Origin of the sequence: Halobacillus hunanensis (assembly GCF_900166655.1) — a bacterium.
GTDB classification, from domain to species: domain Bacteria; phylum Bacillota; class Bacilli; order Bacillales; family Halobacillaceae; genus Halobacillus_A; species Halobacillus_A hunanensis.
The window spans coordinates 176,146-189,871 of sequence record NZ_FVZB01000006.1 but is presented as its reverse complement, the minus strand read 5'-3'; the positions used below and the strand labels follow the sequence as shown (position 1 = coordinate 189,871).

Here is a 13,726-nt window from a genome sequence, read left to right as displayed (position 1 = left end):
CATCGAGAGGAGAATGACTTGTGGATGTTTGGTGGAGTGAGATAGGGGATGGACTGGCAAGGCTTTTTGTGCAGCCGTTATTTTATTGGTCTGTGATTCTGTTATTTATGTTGTCCATTCGTAGAATAAGACAAGAACGAAGAAGCTTTGGGACGAGAGTGTATGATATTTTTGCTGAGGGCAGAAGTACATGGCGCGTATCATTAGTTGGCGGTAGTATCTTATCTGTACTGGCGATTGGCGGGGGGATCGTGATTACATACCCTTTCCTGCTGGTATTAAGCCTTGTAACGATTCTATTAAGTTTAACCTTGAAGCTGAGATGGCTGTCAGCTGCTTATACATTTGGGATTACTTATTTATTGCTTATGTCCGTTCCTTACATACCAACAGGTTTCCTTCCAGAAGGTTGGCGAGCTGGTCTTGAAAGTACCTCCTTAGAAGGGGTCGCCTTAATTATGAGTGTTTTGCTATTGATTGAAGGTGTGATTTTGGCTAAGACGTCTTCAAGGAGAACGTTTCCGGAACGGGTAAAGGGTAATCGAGGAAAGATGGTCGGTCAGCATCGTGTGAAAAAGTTAGTGCTCATCCCGATGGTTGGTTTACTTCCAGCTGGAGCAATTGAACCATTTGCTCCCTGGTGGCCATTATTTTCAATCGGTGCAAACAGCTACGGTTTCATTTTTGTACCATTATTATTAGGGTGGGAATGGGTGGCACGGGCCCAAACCCCAAAACTTGTCGCCATGAAAACAGGGCGTCAAACACTGGTCATTGCCATCGCAGCCTTACTATTATCGGCTGCCAGCTTATACTTGTCCTTGTTATCTCTGGCAGCGGTGGTTGTATGTTTGCTGGGAAGGGAAATGATTTATGGCTACCACCGTATTCGCGAGAAACGTCAGCCTTTCTTCACAGCAGACCATCGGGGTGTGCGTATTCTTGGAACCATACCCGACAGTCCAGCGGACAAAATGGATCTGCTGCCGGGAGAGCTGATTGTGCGAGTAAATTCTATTCCTGTTGCATCTGTGGAAGAATTTTATGAAGCACTACAGACTAATCGGGCATTGAGCAAAATTGAAGTAAGGGACTTTAGAGGAGAGAATCGGTTTACCCAGCGGGCCACGTATGAAGGTGAACATCATGAGTTAGGAATCTTATTTGTTCAAGAATCTTTTCGTAAACAATTAGCAGAATAACACAATGTCCAAAAGCTTTGACTTCAAGGCTTTTGGACATTTTTGTTCTAGCGCAAAATTTGTTTACATAGACTTTCTTAATGAAAATGATTCTCAAATTCATTGACAACGGTCCTCTTTGCTCATAAACTAGAAAGTGCAGACAAATATTGATCGTGATTATTCAGAATAGTAATTGATTACGCAACCAACATACAAATGAGCCTCGGAGCGTTTGTAAAGGGGAGATATAGCAGATGGATTCACTGTTGGCAAACAATTTGACACTAGGATACGGCGACCAAACTATCATAGATTCATTAGATATTCAGATACCTAAAGGAAAAGTAACTGTTTTAATCGGAGGCAATGGCTGTGGTAAATCAACTTTGCTTCGTTCGTTAGCGAGACTGCTCAAGCCTAAATCAGGTCAAGTTGTACTTGACAGTGCGGATATATCCAAAATGCGGACGAAAGAAGTTGCTAAGAAAATGGCAATTTTACCGCAAAGTCCGACAACACCGGAAGGATTAAGTGTATACCAGCTTGTAAAACAGGGACGTTATCCTTATCAAAGCTGGTCCAAGAGATGGTCTCAGGAAGATGAGGATGCCGTAAATAAGGCTCTCACAGATACAAACTTGACTGACTTAAAAGAGCGTTCGGTGGACTCCTTGTCGGGTGGCCAGCGGCAGCGTGCCTGGATTGCAATGACGTTAGCCCAGGATACCGATTTATTATTATTGGATGAACCTACCACGTACTTAGATATGACACACCAGATTGATATTCTTGACTTATTATTTGATCTCAATCAGGATAATGGCCGTACAGTAGTTATGGTATTGCATGATATTAACCTCGCTTGTCGTTATGCCGATCATATCGTGGCGGTCAAGGATAAGACGGTGTACGCACAAGGAAAACCCGAGGAAGTCATCAACTGTGAGTTAATGCAGCACGTATTCGAAATGACTTGTGACGTGCGTGAGGATCCAATTTTTGGTACGCCAATGTGTATTCCCCATGGGAAAGGGCGTTGCTTAATTAAACAAGCCCAGGCAGAGGCACAAAAGTACCCACAGGCACCATTACAACAGAGACAAACGGTTTAGAATAAAAAAGACACAAATGGGCATAATGAACTGTACCCCATAAAATGGACAGTTTAATAAAAAGCCCCTAGGCTGTTAAAAGGTGACCACGGTATTGTGCCGGGGTCATCTTTTTTAATGACCATTGGTATCTCTCATTGTTGTAATACTCCATGTAACCTTGAATTGCTTCCTTGACTTCAAATATGGAAGAGCACGATTTAAAGTCGATGCCATCCTTCATATGTCCAAAAAAGGATTCCATCGGAGCGTTGTCCCAACAGTTTCCACGACGAGACATCGATTGGTTCATCCCTAAAGCTTTGATCTTCTTTCGGAATTCAGGGTGTGTATAATGCACGCCTTGATCAGAATGGATCAAACATTCGGGATGAGGAATAAAGTCCTCGCGTTCCATCAATTTATCAATCGTTTGGTACACTAAATCCATCTTTAAAGAAGTGGAAAGGTGATAAGCCAGGGCTTCTCGTGTCGCTCCATCTTTGATGACCGATAAATAAGCTTTGCGTCCCTCCGCGTAATAAACGTATGTAATATCCGTGAGGAGAACTTTGTGAGGCTCTCCCTGATTGAAGTGGCGTTCCAGCTTATTTTCACAGGTTTTGTGCTCTTGCGTTGCTTTGGCGATTTGTTTGTATGGATTGGCCACGCGTATCTTACACTTGAGATTATATTTTTTCATGACACGACGGATGCGCTTATGGTTCATGGTGATGCTTTCATCGTGCTCTAAAAACATCTTAATCTGTAGGGCTCCTACTTTTCCTTGATGGTTATCATATACCTTCTTGATCACCTTGTAATCTGCCTCATCCTTCTGTTCTTTACGATGGCGTGTATCCTCTGCCTTTAACCAGTTATAGTAACCGGATCGGCTGACACCAGCGATTTCACAGAAATATTGAATGAGATACTTCAGTCCTTTTTCCCGCAAAACCTGTTCAATCAATGTGAATTTTTCAGATGGAGTTAACGTTTCTTCTTCGCCTGCCTTTCGAGTTCCTCTAGCTTTTTTATGAAGTCTAATTCAGCTTCTAAATACGCAATGCGAGCTTCCGCCTTCTTCAGCTTATCCTCCGCAGATAAATGATTCGTGGATGGACGGCCTGTGGATCCCTTTCCCCGACGTTCCTTGTAGAAGCCATCTTTGCCATACTTGTCATAGGTCTCCCGCCAACGCTTTAAACACTCTTTAGGCTTCTTGGAGCCGATAATATCCATATCAAAACCTTTTTCAGTAAAGATCTGGTGGGGGCCTTTTCCAGCTAAGTTTTCCTTCACGGCAGCTAATTTGAAATCTGGAGAATACGTAATGGAACGGTCGGATACTTTCATGACATTCGGATTGGATTCTAGTTGTTGCCTTTGGAATTCAGTAAAGATAATAGGGGACATCTCTATAACCTCGCTTTGTTTATTAGTTTAATTATAAATGTAGATTCGAGGTCGTGAAACACAAAAACCCCGAATAAGGGCACTTTTTTAGAAGTGTCCATTATTCGGGGGATAGTTCATAAATTCCTATTTGTGTCTTTTTTTTATGCTCGATTTCGTGTAATATTTTGAATAAGAGTCAAGGGGGATCCTTATAGAGGTGTGGATGAATTGGAGAGATGGGGAGATAACAATGGAAAACACAAAAGGTTCACCTGAGGAGATCAGCTTACAAGTGGCTTTTCAAAGTACAGAGAGGGAAGTTTTACGTGTACTTATGGAGGGCATGTCAGATTTTGTATTCCTCATGGAAGTTGAAAATTATGATAGTTTTCGCTATTTATATATTAATCATACTTCTGAGCAATGTTATCAATTAAATCGATCCATTTGGAAAGGAAAGCAGATTGAAGAGATGTTGGATCAAGAAAGTGCTGCATACATAAAAAGGTACTATCAAAAGGTCGTAGAAACGGCTGAACCCCTATCATACAGAGATACGATAGATATTCATGGGAAGGAGTTTTACGGAGAAACCCTCCTGACTCCCTTTAAAAATGCAAAAGGCGATGTTGTGCAGGTTCTAGCCATTACTCGTGATATCACTGAACTTGCTAAAAAGGAACATGAGCTGGATACGGTATCTGCCGTTTACCATTCTTTATTAGAAAATACGGCGGATGCTATCTTAATTGTTGATGTTAACGGAGTAATCCTTGAAGCTAATCCTGCCTTTGAAAAAATGTACGGTTTTTCAAAGGAGGAGTTGCAGCAAACCAGGTTTCCCTTTGTTCCTCCATCATTAAAAAAGGAAGCTGACGAGTTAATCGAAAAAGCAGTCCGGCGGGAACATATTTCGGGATATGAAACAAAGCGGCGTCATAAAAATGGCAACTGGGTAGATGTGTCAGTGACGGTTTCCCCTATTTATGGGGCAAGAGGGCATGTGATTGGGGTTAGTTCAATTATTAGAAATATTAGTGAGCAAAAGGTTATGAACCAGAATTTGAAAGCGAGCCGTACTAAGTACGAGTCGTTATTTAAATTCAACCCATACCCGGTCGTTACATTAACGTTAAAAGGCATTATTACTAAGATAAATCCTGCGGTGTTACATTTGCTTAATACAACTGAAGGTGAGCTGCTTCATTCCCCACTGACCAAATGGGTACATGAGGAAGAGGCATCTGCCGTTAATGAAAATATTAAAGACAGTTTTTCTAAGGAGAAAACGAGGTTTCAAACGCGCTTGGTATTTAATCATCAAGAGAAAATTGTAAACGTATTCCTTGCCCCCATCTTGACTGGTCAAGGGAAGGCTGGAATGTATGCTATTCTAGAAGATATTACCGACAAGGAACAGGCTGTTAGTGCCTTGAAACAAAGCGAAGCTAAATTTAAATTAATTGCCGACCATTCGCAGGATCTCATATTTGTTTTCAATCCATATGGAACTATTCTTTATGGGTCCCCTTCAAATCTTGGCTTTTTCGGTTTTGACCCTATTCGTACAAACAGGGAGAAAGTATCAAAATTTGTTCATCCTCATGAAATGGAACTATTGGAATATCGATTTAGAACATGTAATCAGTTTGCCCAGTCATTTACTCTTAAACTTCGTTTTCTAAGAAAAGATCAGGAATGGGTGTGGTTTGAAGTGCGGGGAACCCCCGTCCTTGACGAGCAAAACAGGGTAACTCATGTTGTAGTTGTGTGCCGTGATATTTCAGGGCAGATCAGCTATGAAGAAAGGTTGAAGAGCTATGCTTTTTATGACTTCTTAACAGATTTGCCGAATCGCCGTATGTTCGAGGATCTTTTAGACAGCGTGTTGTTGAGAAATGAACCCTTTGCCCTGCTTTATTTGGACGGGGATGGTTTTAAACACATTAATGACAGTTATGGTCATGATATAGGGGACGATTTTCTGAAGATGATAGGCAAACGTCTAGATTATTTACGGTCAGAGGATGATATGATTGCCAGAATTGGCGGGGATGAATTTGCTATCTTATTTACGGGAGTAGCTAATGTAGAGGAAGCTAGGAAGAAGACCGGGTGGCTTTTGAACGAGTTAAGAAAACCTTATCAAGTTGGAGAGCAGCGTGTATATTCATCTTTCTCGATTGGTGTTTCTTGTTACCCGGTTGATGCTGGTACGAAAAGTGAATTGTTTCGCCGCGCTGATTAGGCGTTGTACTATGGTAAACAACGTGGGAAGGATACGATTTGTTTTTATCAGGATATCAAGGAAAATTAAAGGATGGCTTCGGACCTGTGTCGTGCTTGGTCCGAAGCCATCCTTTTATGAACTCTTGTCTGGTATATGTGAAAGATCCTTTAGCGTATGGTTCGGCTGCAGCCCAAGTTCAGGCCACTTAGCCTGATTACGATTTATCCAGGCCGTATGAAAACCGTACTGTGCAGCGCCGGCAATGTCCCAAGGGTTACTGGAGAAGAAAAGAATGTCTTCCTTTTCCTGGTCCAGTTTCTCTTGAGCAAAACGATAAGCATCAGGGTGCGGTTTATAAATCTTTGGATCATCTGCACTAATAAGAGAGAAGCTATTCGTAAGTTGATTATTCTCTAGTAAAGGCTGCAGCATAGAACGTGTTCCATTAGAGAATATCGTCAATTCTCTATGCAGGTTATTCTCAGCCAGCTGGGAGACCTCATTGTAAGGCTTCAGATGTTGATATTGGTTCATAAGATACTCAATCGTTTCCTCATTATAGTTTGCATCATTCGCGGCCAGGGCATCTGTTAGGGCCCATTTTGTAACCAGATCAAAGGGACGATAACCTTGAATAAGCTGGCGAATCATACAATAATGAATTTGGCGGTCTCGCCAGGCTTTACTTATATCGGGTCCTTTCTCAGGATAACAGCGGTGTATTGCATCTTTCACGGAATGCACATCAAACAAAGTTCCATAGGCATCAAAAACATAAGCCTGGTAATTCATTTACAATTCGCTCCTTTCAAGCTTTGCATCTGAATCAATTTCATAATTCCCAGCCTTTGTACGACAAGGGGTTTGGTAGGTAAAAAGGAGGCATTCCCCAAGTCTAGACAAATAGACATTTTGAAATTACTGTTTTTAAATTCAGCCGTTCCATCATCTTGATGAGAAGAAGGTGGTCGAGGAAATAGCTCGCTTTCCGTGGCCCCACAGGATGTGGGGGTCGTTCGGTTTTGGCGCTATTGGACAGGTGCCTACACCAAATGAGGAAGAGACATAACTAAACGTCTTAAGTGAAAAACGTACCTATGTGCTGTTTGAGCGGAGAAAATATACGCAGACTCCTGCGGGAGGAAAGGCCTAGGTGATACCTCGAAGTGCGCTAGCACAAGAAGGCTCAACAGCCGCCCGCGGAAAGCGAAGTATATTTTCGTAGCGGTTATTTTGCACCCACGTTAGTTTTTACTTAGTTCGGATTTTCTTTTGATAAAACACTCTTCTCCCACCTATTAACGAGGCTGTTTGCTGAGCAAGACGAATGGAAAGTGATCTTCAGTATTAATCTTTTATAAAAAGGCCATTATGAAATTGACTCATTCCCTGTTCCATTTGAGACTAAACAAGATACCATTTATAAATGGGTAAATAGGTATGTGTAAGTAAGAGTTTTTTTCAGCTTTCTCTCAGCAACAGGCTAAGAGAAGGAGCGCGTTCACAAAAATTTCATGGGGATGTGTACACATTGTGCTCTTGTTTCAGGCTGTTTCATGATATGATTTGATAGATAGGACATTTATTACTCAATATATTTTCAATAGAGAAAGGGTAAGACGATGAAGAAATTCTCCATTTTAACTACATTCATCACTTTTCTTGCGCTCATCCTTGGAAATCTGGTTGTAGCGACGGATTCTGGTGATGCTTGCGGAACGACATGGCCGTTATGTAATGGTTCAGTCATTCCGGATATTACAAATTATCACGTGATCATCGAATATTCCCATCGCTTAATGGTGCCGTTATTAGCTATGCTGACGTTTGTTAATGCCGTGGGAGCCATTGCAAAGCATCGGGAAAGACGTTCTGTTTTGATTTTGGCAGTCATGAGTCTTGGTATGCTGGTCTTTCAATCATTGATCGGCGGCTTCAATGTTTTACTGGGTACACCTCCTGGGTTCACGACTCTTGATGTGACATTCAGTCAGGTGCTCTTACTGATCTTAGTTCTGCTCAGCTACAGTCTTCATAACGATAAAGTTGAACTGGATAAGGTGAGCTGGTCGACGGTGAGCATGAGTTACCGCGCTTTTTTAATTGGGTTTTCCATATATATGATACAAATCATATTAGGAGCATTCTTTAAACATAGTGCGGCGAGTAATGTACTATTGGACATTCCGGCTATGGAGTACCTAATCAGAAGTGAATCCATTGCTAATATGATTTATTCCCTTCACTGGGTAGCTACAGTGGTCATATTTGTTGCGGCCATCTGGTTTGTTATCTATGCATCTAAATTTAAATACCATGTAACCTTATCATGGTTGTATTTGATTTCGATTTTGTCCAATGCTGTCGTAGGGTTTATTATTGTAGTGACAGGAAATGTAGTCATTGCTTCCTCGCTTCATATGATCATTTCTACCGTTACTACAGTAATCGGCGGCAGTATTCTCGGTGGATATTGGTTCAAGTTAGATAAAAAAGGAATAGCATAAGCCGGCGCTGTGAGAGGTAATCTTTCACAGCGTTTTTATGATGAGAAAAAGCTGGCTCCGAATAAGTTTGGGACTTACGGAGCCAGCTTTTATGTCAACTTATAAAATCGGCATGTTCATTATTGAAACAGTTCGCGGATTTCTTTTTCACTTAGTGATGTGAGCATGGATTCACCCGGCTGGATAATTTGGTCAACTAAATCACGTTTCTTTTGCTGAAGTTGGTGGATACGTTCTTCAATTGTCCCTTCAGAAATCATCCGGATCACCTGGACGACTTTTTCTTGTCCTATTCGATGGGCCCGGCCAGCCGCTTGTTCCTCAATCGCCGGGTTCCACCATAAATCATAGAGGATGACTGTATCTGCGCCTGTAAGGTTTAAGCCTGTACCTCCAGCTTTTAGGGAAATGAGGAAAGCATCTTTTTCTCCCGCGTTGAATCGCTCAACCATTTCTACGCGCTGCTCACTTTTCGTTTGACCGTCCAGGTAAAAAGCGTCCAGTCCTGTTTCGGTCAGTTCTTGATGAAGAATTTTAAGCATGCTTGAGAATTGGGAGAAAATAAGGATACGATGGTCCCCGCTTTTTAGTTCGGCAACAAGTTCTTTAAGCTGCTCGAGCTTGCCTGATTCTCCTTCATAGTTTTCCAGGAATAAAGAGGGATGGCAGCAAATTTGGCGCAGGCGTGTCAGCCCGGCCAGGATTTCCAATTTACCACGCTGGAATCCTTTTTGGGCAATGGTCTTTTGCATATCGGATTGGATTTTTTCCAAATAAGCTAAATAGACTTCTTTTTGCGGCCGTGTCAGTTCGGAATACTGCACGGTCTCAATCTTATCTGGAAGTTCTTCCAACACCTCATTTTTCATCCTTCTTAAAATGAATGGCCGCGTCATGCGGGCTATTTTCTCTGGTTTCATTTGAAGAAACTTCTTTTTGCTTGAATAAAAGCCTGGCATAATCGTACGAAATAAGGACCATAGTTCATGCAAGGAATTCTCGATTGGTGTTCCGCTTAAGGCGAAACGGTGCTTTGCCTGGAGACCTCGCACAGCCTGGGCTGTTTTCGTAGCCTCATTCTTTATCGCCTGAGCTTCGTCTAAGATCATGGCGTGGAAAGTTCTTTGTTTATAAGCTGGTGCATCCTGTCTTAGTAAAGGATACGAGGTGATGAGCACATCAGCCATACTTTGTTCAATTTGTTCCTTTCTCGTGAGAGGATCTCCCGTAATGACTTGAACAGATAACGATGGAGAAAACTTCTCAAATTCCTTTTTCCAATTATAGACAAGAGAAGCGGGTGCAACAATTAAAGCGGGATCGTCCATGAGCTGTGCTTCCTTTTCATAAAGAAGAAAGGCGATACTCTGGATTGTTTTTCCTAACCCCATATCGTCAGCTAATACACCGCCTAATCCATAGGAAGCCAGTGTCTTCAGCCAGCGAAATCCGGTCAGCTGGTAAGTGCGAAGGTCCGCTTCTAATTGGTCAGGCGGATTAATCATAAGTGACTGAGGCGAGCGCAGTCGCTGAACGAGTTGATCGAAACGCTCATTCCGTTCCTTGGCTTCAAGCTGAAGAGCTTCGTCAACTTGAAGGCTGCGCACTTTAGCTACTTGTAATGAGTGATCTTCAATATCGGTGGTCGTTAAGTCAAGTTCATCTGCCAGTCTTTGAAAGCGCTCAAAAGAATCGGATGAAAGAGACAAAAAGGCACCGTCAGACAAGCGGTAATATTTCTTTCGTTCGATGGCGGCTTTTAGTGCAGCGGTGACATCATCATCTGATATCCCTTCTATTCCAAAACGAATATCAAGCCAGCTGCCATCCTCTTCGATTTGTACGGAGGGAATCAACTCACGATGCTGGTCGTCGAGTAAGGAGCGTACTGAAGAAGAGGTGTACACTTCTGCCAGATCTCTCAATCTTGGAAGATAGACACTCATAAACTCTTCAAGCTCCTCTTCCTCCTCAATATAAACGGTTTCGCCGTCAAATTTAAATTCGGCTTGCTCAATGATTTGGATGATGGCCTGTTCTGTATCGCTATCACGTTGAACGATTACTTGGTTTGTATCATGCGATTGCTTAAAAGGCTGGATCATATGTTCACCGTAATGAAATTGGACATCAACGGTAAGGGCCCAGTCTGCAAAGTCGAGGTAAGCTTTAGGCTTGAGTTCTTCCTGGATTATTTTTTCCTGGGCAGTCTTGTTTAATTGGACGTGAGCAATTGATTCGAGCTCTGGCAGGACATACGATACGATTCCTTCCATATCCGCCTGGCCAACTGTATGGTTTCCGTTTGAATTGTAAGGAAGAAGAGCGTGTAAAGTTTGGACAACCTCTTCTTTTGTTTGATCAAGAAGATAAAAGCAAGCCTGTTTATAGAGCATGTGATACTCTTTCACATATTCAAAGGTTTTAAGCTGGTTCATGTGCATGTGATAGCTTCCTCGCTCTTCAGAAATATAAAAGGAAAGCTCGGGGAATTCTTTTTCAACTTGTAAAGAACCAACTTTTTCTCCCCGTTCGATGACTTCACAATCTGCTGCTACAAGCATTTGAAGTAAGTTTGGCGCGAGGGAAGGGGGAAGGGCTAATATTTTCTGTTCCCCGCTATTCCAGTGACGGTCATAAAAAAGTTCTTGTTCATAGGCTTTAGAGAGTGAGTTAAAAATTTGCTCATCGTTGTCCGTAAAATAATGCTCAGCTGGGTCATAGCTGAACTTTTTAGAAATTTTATAAGGTTCTTCTCGCTGCACATGATGGAGAAGCTGACGAATATCTTTAATAACGTATGAATAGCTTTCCCCAAGCTTAAGTTCAATTCCAAGGCTTTTACTTCCTAATAGGGATTGAACATGCAGGAAATATTGGATTTGCAATGGTCGTTTAACGGATCGTGCATGCCTGTTTTCCTGTCGGTTACGAAATACCTCTGAGAGTCGTTTCGCGAATAATCGATCGTGACTCATGGAGGAAATTGGTTCCCTTGATGCTGAAGTGTTCTTTGCTTTAGGTGCTGCTTGCACAATGGCTTGCTCACGAATCGCTAACAGTACGGCTGCGATGTGCTTACAGCTATAATAGGAATCATAAGCAGGACATTCGCAAGTTGCTTCCAGGTCATCGTCCTCAAAAAAGAAAACGCGTACTTCATAGTCATGAGTACCCGTTACTACTGCACGCCACGATCTGATAGCGCTATTGTGTGAAAGGCCGTACACTTTCCCTTTATTGTAGTAGTCTTTGCCCCGTTCATAAAACGTGGCACCAGTTATTTTCTTAATATCATTAGGTTGTAAAAGGTATGACTGCATAAAATGGCATCCTAACTATCTTTTTTTATAGTATAACAGGATAAGGGGTAACATTTCTTCCCCGACTCACTATTTCTTGTTATGATCCATTTTATTCCACCTCAGGTCATCCAATTTTTGGATGACCTGAGGTGGAAGTGAATTCCAGGATTGATTTTATGGGTGGGTTGTGCTACTTTCAAGTGTATGGAGTAAGACAAATTCAGAAGACCGCTTGCTTCGGGTGAGCGGTTTTTGTATGGAGTGAAGAGGCCAATGTGATACGTATATCCTGCCTGAAGCATATAGAATGAAAGATACTACGATTTGGAGGATATCACGATGACGATAAAGAATGAAATGAAGAAACGTCGCACATTTGCGATTATATCTCACCCTGATGCAGGGAAAACAACGATAACTGAAAAGATGCTGTTATTTGGTAACTTGATTCGTTCAGCAGGGACAGTTAAAGGGAAGAAATCGGGCAAGTTTGCCACATCTGATTGGATGGAAATTGAAAAGCAACGTGGAATCTCTGTTACTTCAAGTGTTATGAACTTTCCTTATAAAGACTATCAGGTTAATATTCTGGATACACCTGGTCACGAAGATTTCAGTGAAGATACGTACAGAACGTTAACGGCGGTCGATAGTGTTGTCATGGTTATTGACGGTACGAAGGGAATAGAGGCTCAAACTCTTAAACTTTTCAAAGTATGTAAGATGCGTGGCATTCCGATTTTTACATTTATCAACAAAATGGACCGCGAAGGCCGTGAACCTCTCGAATTAATGGAGGAGATTGAAACAACCTTGAATATCGAAACGTATCCGATGACATGGCCTGCAGGCATGGGCAAGCGTTTCTTAGGTGTGTTTGATCGTCACAACGAGCAGTTTGTACAATTCACAGGGAACGAGGAAGAGACGTATATCCCGTACGATCAACTTGATCGTCATAAAGAGTTAACCGAAAATCCGACTTATCAAGAAGCAGAAGATGAGATGATGCTCGTAGATGAAGCTGGAGATGGTTTTGATTTGGAAAAAGTAATGAAGGGTGATCAGACACCTGTCTTCTTCGGGAGTGCGCTTGCGCCATTTGGTGTGGAAACGTTTTTCAATACCTTTATCGACTTCGCTCCTGAACCAGCACCCCGTCGATCCACAGAAGGGATCGTGTCACCAGATCATGAAGAGTTCTCTGGGTTCGTTTTCAAAATCCAAGCCAATATGAATCCGCAGCACCGGGATCGAATAGCATTTGTTCGAATATGTTCAGGAAAATTTGAACGAGGAATGAATGTGACGCTGTCAAGAACAGGGAAGACTTTCAAGCTTGCCCAGTCGCAACAGTTTGTCGCTTCCTCACGAGGTACGGTAGAAGAAGGGTACGCCGGGGATATAATCGGAATTTATGATCCAAACATTTACCGGATTGGCGATACGATCGTGACCGGAAAACAAAACTTCGAATACGATGAACTTCCGCAGTTCCCGCCTGAGCTTTTCAAAAAAGTGACGGCCAAGAACGTCATGAAGTCGAAGCAGTTTAAAAAAGGATTGGAGCAGCTTGTGCAAGAAGGAGCTATTCAGTTATTCAAGCGTTATCGATTCGAAGACTATATTATTGGAGCCGTTGGAGAGCTTCAGTATGAAGTATTTGAATATCGGATGAAAAATGAGTACAATGTCGAAGTGGAGTTAACATCTATGGGTGAGAGGATTCCTCGCTGGATCCCGGAAGACCAAGTAGATGAAGCCATGTTCGATGAACGTAATATGCTTGCCGTTGACCGAGAAGGAAATCCACTTGTGCTGTTTAAAAATGATTTCTCACTGCGTTGGTTTAAAGATAAACATGAGGATATTGAATTGATTGACTTGTTTGAAGTGAATCAATACGATCAGTCCCATCAATAATAGAACATGAACATTTAATCTCACTACCGTATTGTGTAGTGAGATTTTTTGAGCTCTTTGAGTAAATGTGAAATAAAAACGGTAAATA

Annotated in this window: 8 protein-coding genes; 5 read left to right on the top strand and 3 right to left on the bottom strand. The window is 42.1% G+C overall.

Annotated elements, in window-relative coordinates; translation table 11 throughout:
* The first annotated feature begins 20 nt into the window (after nucleotides 1–20).
* Together B5354_RS06640 and B5354_RS06635 are read left to right on the top strand one after the other, a co-directional pair.
* Nucleotides 21–1,202, top strand: a complete 1,182-nt coding sequence (locus tag B5354_RS06640; protein ID WP_079527162.1) for a PDZ domain-containing protein — start codon at nucleotides 21–23, stop codon at nucleotides 1,200–1,202.
* Between the two features lie 236 nt (nucleotides 1,203–1,438).
* Nucleotides 1,439–2,296, top strand: a complete 858-nt coding sequence (locus B5354_RS06635; RefSeq protein WP_079527160.1) for an ABC transporter ATP-binding protein — start codon at nucleotides 1,439–1,441, stop codon at nucleotides 2,294–2,296.
* Between the two features lie 67 nt (nucleotides 2,297–2,363).
* Here the strand turns inward: B5354_RS06635 and B5354_RS06630 are convergent.
* Nucleotides 2,364–3,691 (bottom strand): IS3 family transposase gene (locus B5354_RS06630; protein ID WP_139377037.1). Its coding sequence is split into 2 segments (ribosomal slippage): nucleotides 2,364–3,319 and nucleotides 3,319–3,691, totalling 1,329 coding nucleotides; the frame shifts between segments, so codons are not numbered across the junction.
* Nucleotides 3,692–3,923: 232 nt separating this feature from the next.
* Between B5354_RS06630 and B5354_RS06625 the strand changes: the two genes are divergently transcribed.
* Nucleotides 3,924–5,921, top strand: coding sequence for a PAS domain S-box protein (locus tag B5354_RS06625; RefSeq protein WP_176142423.1), 1,998 nt, complete (start codon nucleotides 3,924–3,926; stop codon nucleotides 5,919–5,921).
* 114 nt (nucleotides 5,922–6,035) lie between these two features.
* Here B5354_RS06625 and B5354_RS06620 read toward each other — a convergent pair whose 3' ends face one another.
* Nucleotides 6,036–6,695, bottom strand: a complete 660-nt coding sequence (locus B5354_RS06620; RefSeq protein WP_079527156.1) for a haloacid dehalogenase type II — start codon at nucleotides 6,693–6,695, stop codon at nucleotides 6,036–6,038.
* An 830-nt stretch (nucleotides 6,696–7,525) separates the two neighbouring features.
* On the opposite strand from B5354_RS06620, the gene B5354_RS06615 reads away from it, so the two are divergent.
* The gene (locus tag B5354_RS06615; protein ID WP_079527154.1) at nucleotides 7,526–8,410 is read left to right on the top strand and encodes a COX15/CtaA family protein; all 885 of its coding nucleotides are present in this window, start codon (nucleotides 7,526–7,528) and stop codon (nucleotides 8,408–8,410) included.
* 119 nt (nucleotides 8,411–8,529) lie between these two features.
* Here B5354_RS06615 and B5354_RS06610 read toward each other — a convergent pair whose 3' ends face one another.
* On the bottom strand, nucleotides 8,530–11,733 hold the full coding sequence (locus B5354_RS06610; protein WP_079527152.1) for a DEAD/DEAH box helicase: 3,204 nt from the start codon (nucleotides 11,731–11,733) through the stop codon (nucleotides 8,530–8,532).
* A 321-nt stretch (nucleotides 11,734–12,054) separates the two neighbouring features.
* Here B5354_RS06610 and B5354_RS06605 point away from each other — a divergent pair, with 321 nt between their 5' ends.
* A complete protein-coding gene (locus tag B5354_RS06605; RefSeq protein WP_079527150.1) occupies nucleotides 12,055–13,638 on the top strand; it encodes a peptide chain release factor 3 in 1,584 nt (527 codons plus the stop codon).
* Nucleotides 13,639–13,726 lie beyond the last annotated feature (88 nt).